Below are 20,370 nucleotides of genomic sequence, written 5' to 3' on the forward strand. Positions count from 1 at the left end.
CCACCGGCGCCATCCTTCAGGCTGATACAGACGGCACACTCCCCAGCGAGTTCGAATTTTTGTTGTGGGCTGAGGGGCGTCATGTGGCTGAACGGGATGATTGGCGCTGATTCTACGGGCAAGCCCGAGTGGCGCGTGCTGACATTTTTGGCAGGCCAGTCTGATTTCGCTTCCCCCGCCACGCGGTAGGTCGGAGGCAACATCAGTGGGCAGTTCGGTGGCAGCAGCGGCGCCAACAGCCCTATGATGAAGCCGAACTTTTCACCGCCCACCATGCCCAATCGCACCGTGTACTTTGTCTCCGATGGCACCGGCATCACCGCCGAAACCTTCGGCAACTCCATCCTGGCCCAGTTCCCCATCAAGCCACGCCATGTGCGCCGGCCCTTTGTCGACACCCCGGAAAAAGCCTATGCCGTGGTGCGCGAGATCAACGAGACCAGCGTGCGCGAAGGCGTGCGGGCCATCGTCTTCGCCACCCTGGTGGATCGCGACGTACTCAAGATCGTGCGCGACCATTGCCAGGCGCGGGTTATGGACATGTTCGGCACCTTCATCGAGCCGCTGGAAGAAGAGTTCGAGGTCAAGAGCAACCACCGCGTCGGCCGTTTTTCCGATGTGGCGCGCAGCCAGGAGTACCACGACCGCATCGAGGCCATCAATTTCTCGCTCGCCCATGACGACGGCCAATCGGCCAAGAATCTGGATGTGGCCGATGTGATCCTGGTCGGCGTATCGCGCAGCGGCAAGACACCCACCTCGCTCTACCTGGCCATGCAGCACGGCATCAAGGCCGCCAACTATCCGCTGATCCCCGAAGACTTCGAGCGCGGCCGCCTGCCCTCCATGCTGGTGGCGCACAAGCGCAAATGCTTTGGCCTGACGATCGACCCTGAGCGCCTGAGTCAGATCCGCAACGAGCGCCGCCCCGGCAGCAAGTACGCCGACATGATGAACTGCCGCTACGAGGTCAACGAGGCCGAGGCGATGATGAAGAAGGACGGCATTGCCTGGCTGTCGTCCACGCACAAATCCATCGAAGAGATCGCCACCACCATCCTGCGCGACCTGCGACCCGACCGCCTGATCTACTGAGGTGCCCGGCTCCGCTCTTGCCCTGGTGCTGGCCGCCGCGCTGCTGCATGCCTTGTGGAACTTCGCGGCCAAAAAGGCCGGCGGCAACCATCACTTCGCCCTCGCCTCGGCGCTTACGGTCAGCGTGATCTGGCTGCCTGTCGTTTGGGTCGTCGGCTGGGATGTGGTCGCCGGCTTCGACAGCAAGACTTGGGGCGTGCTGATGGCCACGGCCTTGCTGCACCTGCTCTACTTCAATGCCTTGCTGACGGGCTACCGCTTGGCCGATTTGACCGTGGTCTACCCGGTGGCGCGCGGGAGTGCGCCGGCCATGTCGGCCATTGCCGCCGTGTTCTTGCTGGGCGAACACCTGGGCCTGCGCGGCGGCCTGGGCTTGCTGGCGGTGGTGCTGGGCATTGTTTTGATTGCCGCCGGGCCGGGGCTGTGGCGCCCGCGCGAGGGGGAGGCCCACCACCGCCGCAAGCTGGGCCTGCTCTGGGGTGGCATCACCGGTGTCTTGATCGCGGGCTACACCGTGGTGGACGGCTATGCCATCAAGGTCTTGCTGATCTCGCCGCTGCTGCTTGACTATTTCAGCAATCTGCTGCGCGTGCCCTTCATGCTGCCCGGCTTGTGGCGCGACCCGCAGGGCTTTGCCGCCGCGCTCAGTCAGCAATGGCGCTATGTGCTGCTGGTGGCGGTGTGCAGCCCGCTGGCCTACATCCTGGTGCTCTACGCCATGCAATTGGCGCCACTATCCCGGGTGGCACCGACTCGCGAGGTGTCCATGCTGTTTGCCGCCCTGCTGGGCGGGCAATTGCTGAAGGAAGGTGAGCGCGGCTGGCGCTTGGCAGGTGCTGCCTGCATCGCGGGCGGCGTGATCGGCCTGAGCCTATAGAGTCACAAGCGCTGGCGGGCGCTCTCGTACAGGCAGATGGCCGCGGCGCTGCCCACATTGAGCGACTCCTCGCCGCCGGGCTGCGGGATGCCCACGGTCAACCCGCAGCGCTGCATCAACTCGGGCTGCACGCCCTGCCCTTCATGGCCCATCACCCAGGCGCAGGGCTGGGGCAAGGCGATTTGGTGGATCTGCGACTCGGCATAGGAGCTGGTGGCGATCAGCGGCACATGCAGGCGATCCAGATCGGCCGGGCTCAAGCCCTCGATCAGCCGCAGGCCGAAATGCGCGCCCATGCCGGCGCGCAAGACCTTGGGCGACCACAGCGCCGCCGTGCCCTTCAAGGCCAGCACTTGCTTGAAGCCGAACGCTGCCGCGTTGCGCAATATGGTGCCCACATTGCCGGCATCCTGCAGGCGGTCCAGCACGACCGAATCCAGGCCCGGGCTGAAGTCTTGACCATCGTCGTGCGGCACTTCAAAGCCGATCTGCGCCGGCGACTCCAAGCCGCTGATGCTCTTGAACAGCGCCGCCGGCACCACCAAGATCTTGGGTGCAGCATCGGCCAGCGCACGCAGTGCCGGGTCTTGCGCGGCCGCTTCGGTGATGACGGCCAGCGTCACCGCATGGCCGCGCTGCAGGCAAGCGCGCACCAAGTGGTCGCCTTCCAGCCAGACGGAACCCAGCTTGCGGTAGGCGCCACCGTCTTGGCTGAGCTTGCGCAGGCGTTGCAGGGCGGGGTTGTCCCGCGAGGTGATGTGATGCAGCTGGCTCATTTACTTGCTTGACTCTAAAACTGCACGCACCGGCCCGAAGGTACGGCGGTGCCAGGCAGTGACGCCATGCGCACGCAGGGCAGCCAGATGCTCGGCCGTGGGGTAGCCCTTGTGGGTGGCGAAGCCGTAGGCCGGGTGGGCTTCATGCATGGCGATGCATTGGCGGTCTCGATGAACCTTGGCCAGGATGGATGCGGCCGAGATGGCTTGCACCTTGGCATCGCCCTTGACGATGGCCTCGGCCGGAATCTTCAGCACCGGCAGGCGGTTGCCGTCCACCTGTACAAAGCTCGGCTTCAAACGCAGGCCCTCAACGGCGCGGCGCATCGCCAGCAGGGTGGCTTGCAGAATATTCAAGCGGTCAATTTCCTCGACCGAGGCCTCGGCGATGCAGCAGCACAGGGCTTTGGCGCGGATTTCATCGAACAGCAACTCGCGCTTTTTTTCGCTCAGGATCTTGGAGTCGCGCAGGCCCATGATGGGCGCAGCCTCATCCAGAATCACGGCCGCGGCCACCACCGGGCCGGCCAGGGGGCCACGGCCGGCTTCATCCACACCGGCCAGCAAACCCGCACCGGCCCAGATCAAGCCCAGCTGTTCAGGCGCGGCCATCAATGACTTGGGCGATGGCATCGCTGGCCTTTTGCGCGGTATTGCAACGCAGCAGTTCATGTTGTTCGGCAAAGCGCGCCTGCGCCTGGGCATAACGCTCAGGTTCAGCGAGCCAGGCCAAGCCCTCACGCGCCAGCGCTTGCGGCGTACACGCGTCTTGAATCAGCTCGGGCACCAAAAATTCGCGCGCCAGTACATTCGGCAGGCCCACCCAGGGCTGGTAGTTCTTGCCTTGCATGCGCCACCAGTTCAGCCAATGCATGCGGTAGGCAATCACCATCGGGCGCTTGAACAAGGCCGCTTCCAACGTGGCGGTTCCGCTGGCCACCAGCGTCACGTCGCAGGCCGCTAAGGCTTCGTGCGAGCGACCGTCGAGCAACTGCAAATTGAGCCTAGGCGCCAAGCGCGTCACCAGCGGCTCGATCAGCGGACGCAAGCCCGGTGCCACCGGCATCACAAATCGCAAGTCAGCCCGGGACTGCTGCATCAGCAGCGCGGCCTGCAAAAAGGGCTCGGCGATGTAGCGAATCTCGCTGCGCCGGCTGCCCGGCAATAGCGCCACCACGGTATCCGTCTCGCTCAAACCCAGCGCGGCACGGCTCTGCGCCTTGGGCGGCTCCAGCGGGATCGCATCGGCCAGTGGATGGCCCACATAGGTGGCGGCGATGCCATGCTTGTGAAGCAACTCGGGCTCGAAGGGGAACAGGCACAGCACATGGTCGGCCGAACGTTTGATCTTCTCGACCCGCTCGGCACGCCAGGCCCAAATCGAGGGGCAAACGAAATGAATCGTCTTGATGCCGCCTTCGCGCAGGCGCTGTTCCAGGCCGAAATTGAAATCGGGGGCGTCGATGCCGATGAAAGCAGCCGGCCGCTCGGGGCCGGCTAACAAGCGATTGCCCAGCTGACGGCGAATCGACAGCAGCTCGCGCAGATTCAGCAGCGCATCCACATAGCCAAAAATGCTCAGCTTGCTGTGCGGCCACCAGGCCTCAAAGCCCTGTTCGGCCATACGTGGGCCGCCGATGCCTTGCGAGCGCAGCACGGGCCAGCGCGCGCGCAAGCCAGCCAGCATCATGCCGGCCAGCAGATCGCCGGAGGCCTCGCCGGCCACCATGCCAATGGACAGGGCCCGAGGCGAAAGTTCTGTCATGACTGCTTTAGCGCACGATGCCGCGCGTGGCGGCGGCGAGGAAGTTGAGCATCAAGTCCACATCCTCGTCAGCGCCCTGCCCGCGCAGCTCGGCAATGGCTTGCTGCGACTGCTCCAGTGTCAGCGAGGAGCGGTACAGGCGTTTGTGGATCTGCTTGATCACCGCAATGCGCTCGGCCGAGAAGCCGCGTCGCTTCAGCCCCACCGCATTGACGGCACGCGCCGCCAGCGGGTTGCCGTCCACTGTCATGAAGGGCGGCACGTCTTGCGCCACATGGCCTTGGAAGCCAACCATGGCATGCGCGCCGATCTTGACGAACTGGTGCACGCCGGACAGGCCGCCGATGGTGGCCCAATCGCCCACATGCACATGGCCCGCCAGCGTGGCGTTATTGGCCAGCACGATGTGGCTGCCCAGGCGCACATCGTGAGCGATGTGGACGTAAGCCATCAAGAGGTTGTCGCTACCCAGGCGGGTCACGCCCTCGTCTTGCGCCGTTCCCAGATTGATGGTGCAGAACTCCCGGAAGGTGTTGCGATCGCCAATCACCAGCTCGGTCGGCTCACCCGCGTATTTCATGTCCTGCGGCACGGCGCCGATGGAATTGAACTGGAAGATTTTGTTGCACGCGCCGATAGAGGTACGGCCTTCGATCACGCAATGCGGGCCCACCACCGTGCCAGCGCCGATGCGCACATGCGGGCCGATCAGCGTGTAGGCACCCACCGCGACCGAGCTATCCAGCTGCGCGGCGGGGTCGATGATGGCGGTCGGGTGAATCAAGCTCATGGGCCCAGCACCTTTCAGAGGGCGTCGATCTTGCGCATGGTGCAGATCAGCTGCGCTTCCGCCGCCAGGGCTTCGCCCACAAAGGCCTTGCCGGTGAATTTGAAGATGCCGGCCTTGGCGCGATCCAGCGTCACTTCCAGACGCAACTGGTCACCGGGCTCCACAGGCCGCTTGAAGCGGGCGTTATCGATGCCGGCGAAGTACACGACCGTGCTGTCATCCAGCTTGATGTCCGAGCTTTCCAGCGCCAGCAAGGTGGCCACTTGCGCCATGGATTCGAGAATCAACACACCCGGCATGACCGGGCGATGCGGAAAATGGCCAACGAAATAAGGCTCGTTGATGCTGACGTTCTTGATCGCCAGAATGCGCTTACCGGCTTCAACCTCCAGCACACGGTCCACCAGCAAAAGCGGGTAGCGGTGGGGGAGTTTCTTGAGGATGCTGTGGATGTCCATGGTCATGTGTTCTTTTTCTCTAGCTCGCGCAAACGGGTGCGCAAGGCATGCAATTGTCTCAGGGTGGCAGCGTTCTTCTCCCAGCTGGCATTTTCCTCGAAGGGATAGGCGCCGCTGTAGAGCCCGGGCTTGCTGATGCTGCGGCTGATCAGGGTGGCGGCCGACACATGCACATGGTCGGCCAAGCTCAGATGGCCAACGATATTGGCCGCGCCGGCAATGGTGCAAAAGGCGCCGATCTTGGTGCTGCCCGCAATCGCGGTGCAGCCAGCAATCGCAGTATGCCGCCCGATGTGCACGTTATGGGCAATCTGAATCTGGTTGTCGAGCTTGACGCCGTCTTCCAGCACCGTGTCGGCCAGGGCGCCGCGGTCAATGCAGGTGTTGGCGCCGATCTCCACATCGTCGCCAATGCGCACATTGCCGAGTTGCTCGATCTTGACCCAACCAGAAGCATCACCGGCCTTGAAATTGGGCGCAAAGCCAAAGCCGTCGGCGCCGATCACAACGCCGCTGTGCACGATGCCGCGCGCGCCAATCTGGCAGCCAAAACCCACGGTGACGCTGGCACTCAAGCGTGTGCCGGCACCGATGCGAGCGCCCTGCCCGATCACGCAATGGGGGCCGATTCGCGCGCCCTCACCAATCTCCACCTCTGCCTCAATCACCGCCAGCGGGCCGATGTCGACACCTGCGCCCAAACGGGCCGAGGGGTCGATCACCGCGCTGGGGTGCACCCGCGCAGGCGCTTGGGGGCGCGTGCGGGCGGCCCACCACTGGGTCAGGCGCGCGAAGTAGAGGTAAGGGTCGGGCGTGACGATGGCGGCCGAAATGGCGACACCGGTATCAGCACCACGGGCGGTAGCCGACTCAGCAAAAGCCGGCGCCACGATCACGCAAGCCGCTTGCGTTTGCGCCAGTTGCGCTTGGTACTTGGGGTTGGCCAGAAAGCTGATGGACTGGCCATCGGCTTCGTCCAGCGGCGCGATACGCGCGATGGGCGTTTGCGCCTCACCAAGAAGATCGCCGCCCAAGGCGGCGATCAGATCAGCCAGGTGAACCGTGGTGGCCACCGGCGAAATCACTTTTGCGCGTTGAGCGCGTCGATCACCTTCTTGGTGATGTCCACACGCGGGCTGAACATGATGGCGTCTTGCACGATCAGGTCGTACTTCTCGGCGTCGAAGATTTGCTTGATCACCTTGTTGGCACGATCAACCATCACCGACATTTCTTCGTTCTTGCGCTGGGTCAGGTCTTCTTGCCACTCGCGGCGCTTGCGCTGCAGTTCGCGGTCGGTCTCGACCAGATCGCGTTGGCGGCGGGTGCGCTCGGCTTCGCTCAGGGTCGGGGCATCTTTCTCAAGCTTCTCGGCGGCGCCGCGCAGCTTTTGTTCGGTGTCCTTCAGATCCTTCTCGCGCTTGCCGAATTCGGCTTCCAGCTTGCTAGCCGCAGCCTTGCCGATATTGGCTTCGCGCATCACGCGGTCGCTGTTCACATAGCCGATCTTGAGTTCCTGGGCCTGTGCAGCAGACACACCGGACAAGGCCGACACCGACAACATGGCGGACAGTGCCACCGCTTTCAAAGACAAGCTTTTCATCAGAATGCATTCCCGATCTGGAATTGGAATTTCTCGATTCTATCTGTGGGTTTCTTGCGCATTGGCGAGCCATAGCTCAAACGCAGGGGGCCCATTGGCGAAATCCAGCTCAAGCCCACACCTGCGGAGGAGCGGAATGAGTCGAAGTCCACCTTCTCTTGCGGACCCCAGACATTGCCGGCGTCCACGAAACCAAAGAATCGGAAGGTTTTGTCATTGCCGCCGCCGGGCACCGGCAGGTAAAGCTCGGCATTGATGTTGATGCGGCGATTGCCACCGGAGTAAGAGCCGGTCACGTCCACCGGGCCCAGCGAGCCCGCCTCGAACACCCGCACCGAACCCAGGCCACCGGCGTAGAAGTTCTTAAAGATGGGGTAAGGCTTGCCGGCCAAGCCCTGGCCCCAGCCGATTTCGCTGTTCAGGCCCAGGGTGATCTTGTTGGTGATCGGGATGTATTCCTGATACTGCACATTGGCGCGGCCGTACTGCGCATCACCAAAAGTGCTCAGTTCCAGGTTGACCCGGGCGAAGCGGCCGACCGTGGGCGAGATGATGCTGTCGCGGTTGTCGCGGGCCCAGCCGATGGTGAAGGGCCACTCCGAGCTGTCCTTGCCGAACTGGCGGCCGTACAGCAAATAGCTATTGGGCAGACCGGCCGTCGTGCTCATGCGGGTACGGGCATAGCCGAAGCCGAAGAACACGGTGTCGATTTCCGAGAAGGGCACACCGAAGCGAATCGAGCCGCCGTGGGTGATCAGCTCGTACTGCTCGCCCAAGGTGTTGATCGGCTTTTGGGTCCGATAGAACACGTCGAAGGAGCGCGAGATGCCGTCCACCGTGAAGTAGGGATCGGTCTCGCTGATCACCAGCGCGCGGCCGGTCGATGCGGTATTGACTTGGATGCCCAGGGAATGGCCGGAACCGAAAATATTGTCCTGCTGGATCGAGCCGGTCAGCGACAGCTTTTGCTGGCTGGAGTAACCCGCGCCGACCATGATGTTGCCAGTGGGGCGCTCCACCACGGTCAGCAACACGTCCACTTGGTCTTGGGTGCCGGGCACTTCCTGGGTGTCGATGGTCACTTCACCTTGCTTGAAGTAGCCCAGACGCTCAACCCGGTCTTTCGAAGCCTTGATGCGCTGGCCGTCGTACCAGGCCGATTCGAACTGGCGGAATTCGCGGCGGATCACTTCGTCCCGCGTGCGGGTGTTGCCGCCGATGATGACCTTGCGCACATAAACGCGGCGCGCCGGGTCACCGGTGAAGGTAACCACGACCTGGCCGGTCGCCTTGTCGATTTCGGGCCGGCTGTCGACCCGCGCAAAGGCGTAGCCGAAAGTGCCGTAGTAATCGCTGAACAAGCGTGTGGTCTGAGCCACGGCCTCGCCTTGATAGGGCTGGCCGGGCTTGAGCTGAATCAGGCGCTTGAAGTCTTCCTCGCGGCCCAGGAACTCACCTTCGAGCTTGACGGCCGTGACGGTATAGGGCTGACCCTCATTGACCGTGATGGCCACGCTGATGCTTTGCTTGTCCGGCGAAATCGTCACCTGGGTGGAGGTGACGGCGAACTCCAAATAGCCGCGATTCAGGTAGTAGGAGCGCAGCGTTTCCAAGTCAGCATTGAGCTTGGAGCGCGAGTAGCGGTCGGTCTTGGTGTACCAAGTCAGCCAGCCCGAGGTGGTCTGCTCCATCAGGCCCAGCAGCGTGCTCTCGGAGAACACCTTGGAGCCGAGGATGCGCACCTCACCGATCTTGGCGGGCTCGCCCTCGGTCACAGCGAAGCTGACGTTGACGCGGTTGCGCTCCAGCGGCGTGATCGTGGTCGTGACCTCGGCGCCATACAAGCTGCGCGTCAGGTACTGGCGCTTCAACTCTTGCTCGGCGCGGTCGGCCAGGGCCTTGTCGAAGGGCTTGCCCTCGCCAATGCCCACGTCTTTGAGCGACTTGGTCAGCGCCTCGGTGTCGAACTCTTTCAGGCCGACAAAGCTGACGTTGGCAATGATGGGACGCTCTTCAATGATGACCACAGCGGAGCTGCCGTCGATATTGATGCGCACATCTTTGAACAAGCCAGTGGCAAACAAGGCGCGCAAGGCAGCCGCGCCCTTGTCGTCGTTGTAGGTGTCGCCAATCCGAAAGGGCAGCGACGCGAACACGGTACCGGGGTCGGTCCGATTCAGGCCCTCCACCCGGATGTCCTTGATGACGAAGGGATCCACCGCCCAGGCGGCGCCTGACTGCAGTGTGGCCACCAAGGCCAAAGTCAGGATCGAGGCGCGCTTGGGCGCACCTATTCTTCTTAGAAATGAGGACATGCTTAGGATCAATGCAGGCCCGCAAACCGGGCCACGTCGTTGGAAAGGGCTAAAGCCATCATCAGCATCAGGATCAACGCACCTGCGCGCTGCAGTTGCGTTTGCCACCACTCCGAGACGGGGCGGCCGCTCAAACCCTCGAAAAGATAATACATCAGGTGTCCACCATCGAGCATGGGCAACGGCAAGAGGTTCAAGACGCCGAGGCTCACACTCACCAGCGCGAGGAAGCCAAGGTACTGCGTCAAGCCCAGTTTGGCCGACTGTCCAGCGTACTCAGCAATGGTCAGCGGGCCGCTGAGATTCTTCAGAGACGCCTGCCCAATCAGCATGCGGCCGAACACCTTCAGGGTGGACCAGGACACTTCCCAGGTGCGCACGGCGCCGCGCGCCAGACCGTCGAAAAAGCCGTAACGCAAATGCACCATTTGCGGCGCAGCACCCACCATGGCTTCGATGCGGCCGATCTTGCGCTCGCCCTCGACCACCACTTTCGGCGTCACTTCAATCTCGATGAACTGGCCGGCGCGCTCTACACGCCAAGCCTGAACATGCGGCTGGCCATCGGCCGAAGCGGCGCGAATCAGCGCCCGCAGGCTGGCGGCATCGGCCACCTGCAAGCTGTCCACAGCCAAGACCCGATCGCCCTCGCGCAAGCCCGCTTGTGCGGCCGCGCCGCCAGGGCTGATGCGACCCAAGACCGCTTCGCTGAAGGGCCCGCCCAAGCCCAGCTTGGCGGCCAAAGCGGCGTCCATCTCGGCGCCAGCCAAGGATTCGGTGTCCAGCAGCAACTCACGCCGGCCATGGCCTTGGCCCGGGCTGACACTCAAATGCAGCTTCTGGCCATGGGCCACGGCGGTGGCGACTTGCTCGTGCAGGTCCAGCAAGGAGCTGATGTCGCGCCAGTCCTGCCCATCCGTGGACACCGACTGCACCCAGTCCCCTGCCCGCACGCCCGCACGCTCGGCCAGCGAACCCGCCACCGGCGTGCCCAGCACGGCCTTAGGCACATCCATGCCGACCCAGTTGGCCGCACCAAACAAGGCAATCGCCAGCAGCAGATTGGCCAGCGGGCCGGCGGCAACAATCGCCACGCGTTGGCGCAGAGGTTTGTTATTGAAGGCCTGCGCGCGCAAACCGGCATCGACCGGCGCTTCGCGCTCGTCCAGCATGCGCACATAGCCGCCAAGCGGGATGGCGCACAGCGTGAACTCGGTCGCATCGGGCGTGGCCTGGCGGCGCCAGATGACGCGGCCAAAGCCCACCGAGAAGCGCAAGACCTTCACCCCGCAGGCCTTGGCCACGCGGTAGTGACCGTACTCATGCACGACGATCAGAATCGCCAGCGTGACCAGAAAGGCCAACAAGGTACTCATGCAGACAGCCCGGCGATCAAACCTTGCGCATGGCGGCGCGCACGCGCATCCAGGCCCAGCAAACCTTCAACGCTGGTCGACTCACCCGCCTCGGGCAGCAATTCGTCCAGGCATTGCACATTGACGCGGTGAATCTGGTCAAAGCGCAGGCGCTTGTTCAAGAAGGCCTCAACCGCCTCCTCGTTGGCGGCATTCAGCACCGCCGTCGAGCCCTCGGCCCCGCGCAGCGCGCGCCAAGACAGGAACAAGCCCGGGAAGCGCTTTTCATCGGCCTCCTCGAAGCTCAGCGCGCTGAGCTTGTCGAGTTCCAGGCGGCTCGCGCCGGCCTCGATGCGCTCTGGGAATGACAGGCCGTAGGCGATGGGCACGCGCATATCCGGCGTGCCCATCTGGGCCAGCACCGACATATCGCGGCACACCACCATCGAATGCACGATGCTTTGCGGATGGATGATGACGCGGATCTGCTCGGGCGCCAGATTGAAAAGCCAACGCGCCTCGATCACTTCGAGCGCCTTGTTCATCATGGTGGCGGAGTCGACCGAAATCTTGCGGCCCATCACCCAGTTCGGGTGGGCACAGGCTTGCTCGGGCGTGATCTCGGCCAGCGTGGCCGGGTCGCGTTGCCGGAAGGGGCCGCCGGACGCCGTCAACACAATGTGATCAATGCGCTGCGCCCAGGTGGAGCGGTCCTCGGGCAGGCATTGGAAGATGGCTGAATGCTCGCTGTCGATCGGCAGCAAGGTGGCACCACCTTCCGCCACCGCCTGCATGAACAAGGCCCCACCGACGACGATGGCCTCCTTATTGGCCAAGAGCAGGCGCTTGCCTGCACGCGCAGCCGCCAAGCAAGGGGCCAGGCCGGCGGCGCCGACGATGGCGCCCATCACCATGTCCACATCCGGGTGCGCAGCGATTTGGGCCAGGCTGTCGGCGCCGTCCAGCACCTCGGTGGCACTGCCTTGCTCGCGCAGCAGTTCGCGCAAACGCGCGGCGGGCACTCGCTCGGGCATGACGGCAAAGCGCGGCTGCCAGCGCAGGCATTGCGCCAGCAGGTCCTCGACCCGGCTCATGGCCGACAGCGCAAACACTTCATAACGCTCGGGGTGACGCGCCAACACGTCCAGGGTGTTGACGCCGATGGAGCCGGTGGAGCCCAGCACACAGATGCGCTGGATTCGGGAGATTGGGTTCATGTGATGATCAAGCTCAAACTACTCAGTGCCATGGCCAGCGGAAACACCGGCAGCAAGGCGTCCACACGATCAAGCACGCCACCATGGCCGGGCAGCAGACGGCTGCTGTCCTTGGCGCCCACGGCGCGCTTGATCAGGGATTCAAACAAATCACCCACCACGCTCACGGCACTGAGCACCAGCAAGCTCAGCAAGCTGACGACCCAGCCCTGACGGGCCAGCAATTGGTAGAGGCTGGGTGAGTCCACGGTGAACTGCACCTCGATGACGTGCACCCACACAAAGGCCAGGATCAAGACGCCGATCATGCCGGACCATACGCCTTCCCAGCTCTTGCCGGGGCTGATCGAGGGCGCCAGTTTGCGGCGGCCAAAGCTGCGGCCACCGAAATAGGCGGCCACATCGGCCATCCACACCAGGCAGAAAACAGACAAGAGGAAATTGATGCCGATGGCCTTGGCCTGCACCATGGCCATCCAGGCCGCCCACAGCGCCAGGGCGCCCAGGACCAGGCGCAGGGCATGTGAGGCATGGGGCCAAGCCGTAGGCCCGCCACGCAAGGCGAATGCGCCGCCCATGACCCAGATCGAACTGGCCAGCCACCAGCACCAGATCGGTGGCGGCTCCAGCCCCAAGCCAGCCAGGGTGGCGGCACAGGCCGCAGCCACCGCGCCGCCGAAAGCCAACGGTAGCAGCCGCGACTCACCGGCGCGGGCATTCAAGCGGGCCCATTCCCAGCCCGCAGCGGCGATGAGGATCAGGGTCAGAACAGCAAAAGGCCAGCTGGATGCCGCAAACACGGCAGGCAACAAAACGGCCAACAGCACGAGGGCCGTGATGATGCGTTGCTTCAGCATTGAGGCCTTTGAGTAAAGTTCAGACAGATGCGCTGACGGCAGGCTCAGGCTTGACGCCACCGAAGCGCCGATCGCGCTCGCGGAAGGCTTCGATGGCCGCATCCAGCTGCGCCTCGCCGAACTCGGGCCAGAGGCAGTCGGAGAAGACAAACTCGGTATAAGCCACCTGCCACAGCAAGAAATTGCTGATGCGCACTTCCCCGCCGGTGCGGATGAAGAGATCCGGGTCCGGCGCATAGCTCATCGCCATGAATTCGCTCAGCTTGGCCTCGGTCAGCTCCTCGGGTGGCACGCCGGCTTGCATGGCGCCCTTGCAAGCCTGCACCACATCCCAACGGCCGCCGTAGTTGAAGGCCACCGACAGCGTCAGCTTGGTGTTGTGCGCAGTGGCAGATTCAGCCTCATTCCAGGCATTGCGCAGCTTAGGTGAAACTGCATCGCGGTCACCCACAATGCGAATGCGCACGCCCATCGCCCCCATGCGCGCCAGATAGCGCGACACCGCCGCCAGCACCAAGCCCATCAGGCCGGAAACTTCGTCGGAGGGGCGCTTCCAATTCTCGCTCGAGAAGGCAAAGACGGTGAGGTACTCGACCTCGCGGTCGATGCAGGCCTGCACCACTTTGACCAGGGCATCAACGCCCTGTTTGTGGCCGAAGAATCGGGGCAGGAAGCGCTTTTTGGCCCAGCGCCCATTGCCGTCCATGACGACGGCAATGTGGCGGGGCACGAGGGTCTGTTCGGAACTCACGCGCAGCGGGTCCGCTCAGACAGCCAGAATTTCGGCTTCTTTGGCCGCGATCAGGCGGTCGATTTCGGCGATCGTGCGGTCGGTGAGCTTTTGCGCATCGTCCAGGCTACGACGCTCGTCGTCTTCGCTGATCAGCTTGTCTTTGGTCAGCTTCTTGGCTTGCTCATTGGCGTCGCGGCGCAGATTGCGCACGGCCACCTTGGCGTCTTCACCGGCATTGCGCACGACCTTGGTCAGCTCACGGCGGCGCTCTTCGTTGAGCGGAGGCACCGGCACGCGGATCAAATCGCCTTGCGACGATGGGTTCAGGCCCAGATCGGACTCGCGAATCGCCTTCTCGATCTTGGCGCCCATGCCCTTTTCCCAGGGCTGGACGCTGATGGTGCGCGCATCCAGCAATGACACGTTGGCCACCTGGCTGATCGGCACCATGGAGCCGTAGTAATCGACACTGACTTGGTCCAGGATGCCGGGGTGGGCGCGGCCCACGCGAATCTTCACCAACTCGTTCTTGTAAGCTTCGATGGACTTGGCCATCTTCAATTCAGCGTTCTGCTTGATGTCTGCAATGCTCATGATGCTTCTCTGAATGTCTGATCAGTTCTAACGCCGGCAAGTACTTAAACGTGCACCAGCGTGCCTTCGTCTTCACCCATCACCACCCGCTTGAGCGAACCTGGCTTCAAGATGCTGAACACACGGATCGGCAGCTTCTGGTCGCGGCACAACGCGAAGGCGGTGGCATCCAGAACTTGCAGATTCTTGGTGATCGCTTCATCGAAGCTGATGCGTGCGTAGCGGGTTGCGGTCGGGTCCTTTTTCGGGTCGGCAGTGTAAACGCCGTCGACCTTGGTGGCCTTAAGCACAATCTCCACGCCCATTTCCGCGCCGCGCAGAGCAGCGGCCGTGTCGGTCGTGAAGAAGGGATTGCCGGTGCCGGCAGCAAACACCACGACCTTGCCCTCTTCCAGATACTGCAAAGCCTTGGGGCGCACATAGGGCTCAACCACCTGCTCGATGCCGATGGCCGACATCACACGTGCGGTGATGCCCTCTTGGCGCATGGTGTCAGCCAGGGCGAGCGAATTCATCACCGTGGCCAACATGCCCATGTAGTCGGCCGTCGCGCGGTCCATGCCCACCGAGCCTCCCGCCACACCGCGGAAGATATTGCCGCCACCGATGACAACCGCCACCTCCACGCCCAATTCCGTGACCTCGCGGATCTCTTGCACCATGCGCACGATGGTGGCGCGGTTGATGCCGAAGGCGTCATCGCCCATCAAAGCTTCGCCGGAGAGTTTGAGCAGAATTCGTTTGAGCGCGGGCATGTGTGACCTCTATGTGCTGCGTGTTGCTAAAAATATTCTTGGCGTGCCGCGCCGGATGACACCCTCCTTGTGGGATGGGCCACGCGTCAGCGCGGGCACAAGTGTAAAGGGCGCCAGAGGCGCCCTTTACACTGGGGAGGCTTAAGCCCCCTTGGCGGCAGCCACTTGCGCGGCCACTTCGGCGGCGAAGTCGTCCACCTTCTTCTCAATGCCTTCGCCCACAACGAACAGCGTGAAGCTCTTCACCGTGGTGGCTTTTTCCTTCAGCATCTGCTCGACGGTCTGCTTGTCGTTCTTCACGAAGCTTTGGTTCAGCAGCGAAACTTCCTTCAGGAACTTTTGCACCGAGCCTTCAACCATCTTGGCGACGATGTCGGCAGGCTTGCCAGACTCAGCAGCCTTCTCGGCAGCGATCTTGCGCTCTTTCTCGACCAACTCGGCCGACACTTCGGCCGACGACAGAGCGGCCGGCTTCATGGCGGCAACGTGCATGGCGACGTCCTTGGCGGCGACTTCGTCACCGTCGAACTCAACCATCACGCCGATGCGTGTGCCGTGCAGGTAGGAAACCACCTTGCCGCCAGCGCTGTACAGCTTGATGCGGCGCAGCGACATGTTTTCGCCGATCTTGCCGACCAGACCACGGCGCACATCTTCCACCGTCGGGCCGAAACCTTCTTGCGACAGCGGCAAAGCAGCCAGGGCAGCCACATCGGCCACGCCATGCTCAGCAGCCAGCGAAGCGCAGGCGTTGGCGAAGGCCAGGAACGCATCGTTCTTGGTGACGAAGTCGGTTTCGCAGTTCACTTCCAGCAAGGCGCCGGTGGTGCCCACAACAGCAGCAGCAACCACGCCTTCGGCGGTCACGCGCGAAGCGGCCTTGCCAGCCTTGTTACCCAGCTTGACGCGCAGGATTTCTTCAGCACGGACCAGATCGCCTTCGGCTTCGGTCAGGGCCTTCTTGCACTCCATCATCGGAGCGTCGGTACGAGCGCGCAGCTCAGCAACCATGCTTGCGGTAATAACAGCCATTTTGATTCTCCGGTTTCATGAGCCCTCGCGCTTGTTCAGCGACAGCTCGTTGACATCCAATTTTTCTGAAAAAAAGGGGCTGAATCAGCCCCTTTTGGTCGTGGCGTTAGGAGCCAAAGACGCGATTAAGCGCCTTCGCTCACTTCCACGAACTCGTCGCCAGCGGGGGCTTGAGCGTGCACGACTTCGTTACCAGCATTGGCACGGCCTTCCAGCACGGCGTCAGCGACGGCGCGGGCGTACAGAGCCACGGCCTTGGCCGAGTCATCGTTACCAGGAATGACGTAGTCGATGCCTTCGGGCGAGTGGTTGGTGTCAACCACGCCGATGACGGGGATGCCCAGCTTCTTGGCTTCGGCAACGGCGATCTTGTGGAAGCCCACGTCGATCACGAAGATGGCGTCGGGCAAGCCGGCCATATCCTGGATGCCGCCGATGTCTTTTTCCAGCTTAGCCAAGTCACGCTGGAACATCAACGCTTCTTTCTTGATCGCAGGCTGGGTACCAGCTTCGACCTGAGCTTGCATGTCCTTCAGGTTCTTCAGCGAAGCCTTGACCGTCTTGAAGTTGGTCATCATGCCGCCCAACCAACGCTGGTCGACATAAGGCATGCCAGCGCGCTGAGCTTCCAGAGCGATGACTTCACGAGCTTGGCGCTTGGTGCCAACCATCATGATGGTGCCGCGCTTGGAGGCCAGGTTGCGAACGAACTTCATCGCCTCTTCGAACGCAGGCAGCGTCTTCTCGAGGTTGATGATGTGGATCTTGTTGCGATGGCCGTAGATGTAGGGGGCCATCTTGGGATGCCAAAAACGTGTTTGGTGACCAAAGTGGACGCCGGCTTCCAGCATCTCGCGCATAGTGACGGACATTTTTATTACTCCGAAGGTTGTGTCTAAAATCCGGCTCGAATTGCTCTGCAATACTTCTGAGACAAAGCACTTGGCTTTGACTGAACAGCAGCAACACCTCTCGAATAGCCGGTTTGCGATTAATTTCGCCAATCAGCGACCGAACATTCATGTTCGAGCCACCCGGCAAAACCCAAAGATTATACACGACTTATGCCCAACGACCTGAGCAGCGCCCCGCAGCGCATGCGAGAAGGCCGACTGCGAGCCCTTCGATTCACCGCCATTCAGGCCCTCAGCCAGGGCCAAGCACCTGCCAAAACCGGGCGGGGGCACTGAGCATGCGCATCGCCATCATCGGCGCCGGCATTGCCGGCGTCACCACCGCGTTTGAACTCAGCGCACGCGGCCACCAGGTCACCGTTTTCGATCGCTGCGGCAGCGTCGCCGCCGAAGGCAGCTTTGCCAACGCCGGCATTGTTGCGCCCGCACTCGCCCTGCCCTGGACCATGCCCGGCTGGCCCAGCCTGGGCGCTGGCCGCAGCTTTGGCTGGCAATGGCAGCGTCGCCGCGCGGCCCAAGACAAGAACGCGGCAGCCGCGCACGAAAACTTATTCAAGCTCGCCCAATTCAGCTTGCAGCGCCTGCAAACCCTACGGCGCAGCCTGCAACTGGACTTCGAGCGCACCGAGGGCCAACTGGTACTGCTGCGCACTGAGCGCGAGCTCAAACAGATTCAGCCCGGGCTGGACCGGCTGGCGCAGTTCGGCCTCAGCGCCAAGCTGCTCAGCGCCGAGGAATGCCGCGCCGTCGAGCCCGGCCTGAACCCCGATCAAGCCCTGCATGGCGGCATTCACCTGGCGCAAGCCGAGGTCGGCAATTGCCGTCAGTTTGCTCACCAGATACGAGTGGCCGCCCAACGCTTGGGCACACAGTTCCGTTTCCACACCACCGTGCGCAGCATCAGTCCCGGCACACCCGCGCAACTGGTGCACGAATACACACCGCCCACTGAGCAGCCAGGCCCCAGCACCCGCTACGCCGAGAGCAAAGACGCCGCCGACACCCATCCTGCGCCACATGGCCCGCAGCAAGACAGCTTCGATGCCATCGTGGTTTGCGCCGGCACCGGTGCGGCCGCGTTGCTGCAACCCCTGGGCATCAAGCTTGCCCTGGCCACCTTGCACGGCAGCTCGCTCACCGCACCATTGCGGCAGCTGGAAGCCCACCCGGATCTGGGGCCGCGCGCAGGGCTGCTCGACCAAGCCACTGGCATCAGCATCAGCCGCATCGGCCAGCGCATCCGCCTGTGCCAGAGCGGTGAATTCGACGCCAGCCCGCGCATCCGCCCAGCAGCGATGACGCAGATGCACAAGGTGCTGGACGACTGGTTCCCCGGCGCCATGCAAGCCGGTCAACTACAGCAGTGGCGCGGCAGCCAGGTGCATCTGCCCGATGGCCTACCCCTGCTGGGCCAGAGCGGGCGCAGCGGGGTTTGGCTCAATCTCGCCCATGAACCCAGCGCCATGCTGAGCTGGACCCTGGCCTGCGGCGCCGCCAGCGTCATCAGCAGCCAGATCAGCGGCGATCAAGCCGGCGCCGATATTCCAGCCACCACAGGGCTGGAGTTGAGTCGTTTGGCAGTTTAGAGGTCTGTGAGCCCGATGGCCTGGTTGGAATAGGGCTCACAATCCAGCTGTGATCCATCTCAGTAAGCCGCCACACACCCTGCCCTTGTTCATGGCCGCCAGCGCCCGCGCCATGGAGGCGCGCGCCCTGGCCCAGCAAGCCAGCCCCAGCTTGATGGAACGCGCAGGGCTGGGCCTGGCCAAGCTGGCACTGGCCCTGCAGCCAGATGCCGCTCGCAGCTTCTGGGTCGTATGCGGCCCCGGCAACAACGGTGGCGATGGCTTGGTGGCAGCACGCTTGCTGCACGCGCATGGCCGGCGCGTCCGGGTCAGCCTGATCCCAAGCCCCAAGCACACACCCGCCGACGCACAAATGGCGCTGCAGGCCGCGCAGGCAGCGGGCGTGCCGATCACGCAAGACCTGACCCCACCCGACAACATCGGCCTGGCCATCGATGCGCTGCTGGGCCTGGGCACCGATCGCGCGCCGAGCGGCGCCATCGCCACAGCCATTCAAGCGCTCAATCAGTTGAGCGCGCCCGTGCTGGCGGTGGACCTGCCCAGCGGCCTGGCGCCCGACAGCGGCAGCTGCCACGACGACCTGGTGGTGCAGGCCCAGCACACGCTTTGCTTGCTGAGCCTGAAGCCCGGCTTGTTCACCGGCGCCGGCCGCGCCTGCTGCGGCGAGATCTGGTTCGATGGGCTGGGCGTGGCGCCCGACGAACCCGACGCCCGGCTGATCGGCCTCGACTGCCTGCGCGATTGGGCCCGCCCCGCCAGCCATATGCAGCACAAAGGCAGCCAAGGCGATGTGCTGGCGATTGGCGGCGCCCCGGGCCTGCGCGGCGCCCTGCGCTTGGCAGCACGAGCGGCATTGGCCGCAGGCGCCGGCAGGGTGTACGCCTGCCCGCTGTACCCCACACGCGAAACGGCGCCATTGAACGAGCTGGATACCCAAGCCCCTGAGCTGATGCAACTGAGCCTTAGCCGGCTTGGCGAGCCCAGCGCATGGGCCGGCCGCACCGTGCTGTGCGGCTGCGGTGGTGGCCAAGAAGTGGCGGCAACGCTGCCCACCGTGCTGACGCAGGCCGAGCGACTGGTGCTGGACGCGGATGCCCTCAATGCCATCGCCGCCGATCCCACCCTTCAATCGCAGCTGCAACAAAGAGCCGCGCGCCAACAGGCAACACTGCTGACACCCCACCCACTCGAGGCCGCACGCCTGCTGGGCTGTGACACCAAATCCATTCAGGCAGACCGCCTGAATGCCGCCCAACAGCTTGCCGATCGATTTGAGAGTTGTGTTGTGCTGAAGGGCTCGGGTACCGTCATCACGGCGCCCTCGCGGACACAGCAGACGCCACTCATCAATTCCAGTGGCAGCGCCGCTCTGGCCACCGCCGGCACCGGCGATGTGCTGGCCGGCTGGCTGGCCGGGCTATGGGCGCAGGCGCCGCAGCAAGACCCCCAGGCCCTGGCGGCAGCCGCCGTGCATTGGCACGGGCTCGCCGGGCAAAGTCAGGCCCTGGGACCGCTGCGCGCAGGGGCGCTGGTGGAGCGCATGCATGCGATGCGCTCAAGCTTCGCCTAGGGCTGAGTTAGGCAAGACTTGGCGGCAGCACCTGCCGCCACCACCAACGCCAAGCAATGCTGCCCGCAAAGGGCAGCA

General features: G+C 63.5%; 20 protein-coding genes. 4 read left to right on the top strand and 16 right to left on the bottom strand.

From position 1 onward, the window contains the following. Positions 1 to 273: 273 nt before the first annotated feature. Positions 274 to 1,095 (top strand): posphoenolpyruvate synthetase regulatory kinase/phosphorylase PpsR, encoded by an 822-nt coding sequence (gene ppsR / locus AT984_RS12405; protein WP_058720362.1) that lies wholly within the window; start codon positions 274 to 276, stop codon positions 1,093 to 1,095. A 1-nt stretch (position 1,096) separates the two neighbouring features. Further along, entirely contained in the window at positions 1,097 to 1,972 is an 876-nt protein-coding gene (locus AT984_RS12410) for an EamA family transporter (RefSeq protein ID WP_058720363.1), read from the top strand. Between the two features lie 2 nt (positions 1,973 to 1,974). Here AT984_RS12410 and AT984_RS12415 read toward each other — a convergent pair whose 3' ends face one another. The 16 genes from AT984_RS12415 to rpsB form a co-directional block, all read right to left on the bottom strand. Next, complete coding sequence (locus AT984_RS12415) at positions 1,975 to 2,748, bottom strand: TrmH family RNA methyltransferase (protein ID WP_058720364.1); 774 nt, start codon at positions 2,746 to 2,748, stop codon at positions 1,975 to 1,977. Beyond that, on the bottom strand, positions 2,749 to 3,381 hold the full coding sequence (gene rnhB / locus AT984_RS12420) for a ribonuclease HII (protein ID WP_058720365.1): 633 nt from the start codon (positions 3,379 to 3,381) through the stop codon (positions 2,749 to 2,751). After that, positions 3,347 to 4,513: a lipid-A-disaccharide synthase gene (gene lpxB, locus AT984_RS12425; protein WP_058720366.1), complete on the bottom strand. Its 1,167-nt coding sequence runs from the start codon at positions 4,511 to 4,513 to the stop codon at positions 3,347 to 3,349. The genes rnhB and lpxB overlap by 35 nt, the downstream gene beginning before the upstream one ends. 7 nt (positions 4,514 to 4,520) lie before the next feature. Beyond that, the gene (gene lpxA, locus AT984_RS12430) at positions 4,521 to 5,303 is read right to left on the bottom strand and encodes an acyl-ACP--UDP-N-acetylglucosamine O-acyltransferase (RefSeq protein WP_058720367.1); all 783 of its coding nucleotides are present in this window, start codon (positions 5,301 to 5,303) and stop codon (positions 4,521 to 4,523) included. A 14-nt stretch (positions 5,304 to 5,317) separates the two neighbouring features. Beyond that, positions 5,318 to 5,761, bottom strand: coding sequence for a 3-hydroxyacyl-ACP dehydratase FabZ (gene fabZ, locus AT984_RS12435; protein ID WP_058722291.1), 444 nt, complete (start codon positions 5,759 to 5,761; stop codon positions 5,318 to 5,320). Positions 5,762 to 5,763: 2 nt separating this feature from the next. Further along, positions 5,764 to 6,834, bottom strand: a complete 1,071-nt coding sequence (gene lpxD, locus AT984_RS12440) for a UDP-3-O-(3-hydroxymyristoyl)glucosamine N-acyltransferase (RefSeq protein ID WP_058722292.1) — start codon at positions 6,832 to 6,834, stop codon at positions 5,764 to 5,766. Positions 6,835 to 6,842: 8 nt separating this feature from the next. Then, positions 6,843 to 7,364 (bottom strand): OmpH family outer membrane protein, encoded by a 522-nt coding sequence (locus tag AT984_RS12445; protein ID WP_058720368.1) that lies wholly within the window; start codon positions 7,362 to 7,364, stop codon positions 6,843 to 6,845. After that, a complete protein-coding gene (gene bamA / locus AT984_RS12450; protein ID WP_058720369.1) occupies positions 7,364 to 9,679 on the bottom strand; it encodes an outer membrane protein assembly factor BamA in 2,316 nt (771 codons plus the stop codon). The genes AT984_RS12445 and bamA overlap by 1 nt, the downstream gene beginning before the upstream one ends. 8 nt (positions 9,680 to 9,687) lie before the next feature. Beyond that, positions 9,688 to 11,055: an RIP metalloprotease RseP gene (rseP, locus tag AT984_RS12455; protein ID WP_058720370.1), complete on the bottom strand. Its 1,368-nt coding sequence runs from the start codon at positions 11,053 to 11,055 to the stop codon at positions 9,688 to 9,690. Beyond that, positions 11,052 to 12,251 (bottom strand): 1-deoxy-D-xylulose-5-phosphate reductoisomerase, encoded by a 1,200-nt coding sequence (locus tag AT984_RS12460; RefSeq protein ID WP_058720371.1) that lies wholly within the window; start codon positions 12,249 to 12,251, stop codon positions 11,052 to 11,054. The genes rseP and AT984_RS12460 overlap by 4 nt, the downstream gene beginning before the upstream one ends. After that, complete coding sequence (locus AT984_RS12465) at positions 12,248 to 13,108, bottom strand: phosphatidate cytidylyltransferase (RefSeq protein WP_058720372.1); 861 nt, start codon at positions 13,106 to 13,108, stop codon at positions 12,248 to 12,250. The genes AT984_RS12460 and AT984_RS12465 overlap by 4 nt, the downstream gene beginning before the upstream one ends. A 19-nt stretch (positions 13,109 to 13,127) precedes the next feature. Continuing rightward, entirely contained in the window at positions 13,128 to 13,859 is a 732-nt protein-coding gene (gene uppS, locus AT984_RS12470; protein ID WP_058720373.1) for a polyprenyl diphosphate synthase, read from the bottom strand. Between the two features lie 15 nt (positions 13,860 to 13,874). Next, positions 13,875 to 14,435 carry a ribosome recycling factor gene (frr, locus tag AT984_RS12475; protein ID WP_058720374.1) on the bottom strand — a complete coding sequence of 187 codons (561 nt, stop codon included), beginning with the start codon at positions 14,433 to 14,435 and terminating at the stop codon, positions 13,875 to 13,877. 44 nt (positions 14,436 to 14,479) lie between these two features. Beyond that, positions 14,480 to 15,190 (bottom strand): UMP kinase, encoded by a 711-nt coding sequence (gene pyrH / locus AT984_RS12480; RefSeq protein ID WP_058720375.1) that lies wholly within the window; start codon positions 15,188 to 15,190, stop codon positions 14,480 to 14,482. A 141-nt stretch (positions 15,191 to 15,331) separates the two neighbouring features. After that, the gene (gene tsf / locus AT984_RS12485; protein ID WP_058720376.1) at positions 15,332 to 16,222 is read right to left on the bottom strand and encodes a translation elongation factor Ts; all 891 of its coding nucleotides are present in this window, start codon (positions 16,220 to 16,222) and stop codon (positions 15,332 to 15,334) included. A 125-nt stretch (positions 16,223 to 16,347) separates the two neighbouring features. Continuing rightward, the gene (gene rpsB / locus AT984_RS12490) at positions 16,348 to 17,094 is read right to left on the bottom strand and encodes a 30S ribosomal protein S2 (RefSeq protein WP_058720377.1); all 747 of its coding nucleotides are present in this window, start codon (positions 17,092 to 17,094) and stop codon (positions 16,348 to 16,350) included. Between the two features lie 320 nt (positions 17,095 to 17,414). On the opposite strand from rpsB, the gene AT984_RS12495 reads away from it, so the two are divergent. Further along, the gene (locus tag AT984_RS12495; RefSeq protein ID WP_058720378.1) at positions 17,415 to 18,722 is read left to right on the top strand and encodes an FAD-dependent oxidoreductase; all 1,308 of its coding nucleotides are present in this window, start codon (positions 17,415 to 17,417) and stop codon (positions 18,720 to 18,722) included. A gap of 49 nt (positions 18,723 to 18,771) precedes the next feature. Beyond that, positions 18,772 to 20,292, top strand: coding sequence for an NAD(P)H-hydrate dehydratase (locus AT984_RS12500; protein ID WP_231741412.1), 1,521 nt, complete (start codon positions 18,772 to 18,774; stop codon positions 20,290 to 20,292). Positions 20,293 to 20,370 lie beyond the last annotated feature (78 nt).

The organism is Paucibacter sp. KCTC 42545 (assembly GCF_001477625.1).
Lineage (GTDB): Bacteria > Pseudomonadota > Gammaproteobacteria > Burkholderiales > Burkholderiaceae_C > Paucibacter_A.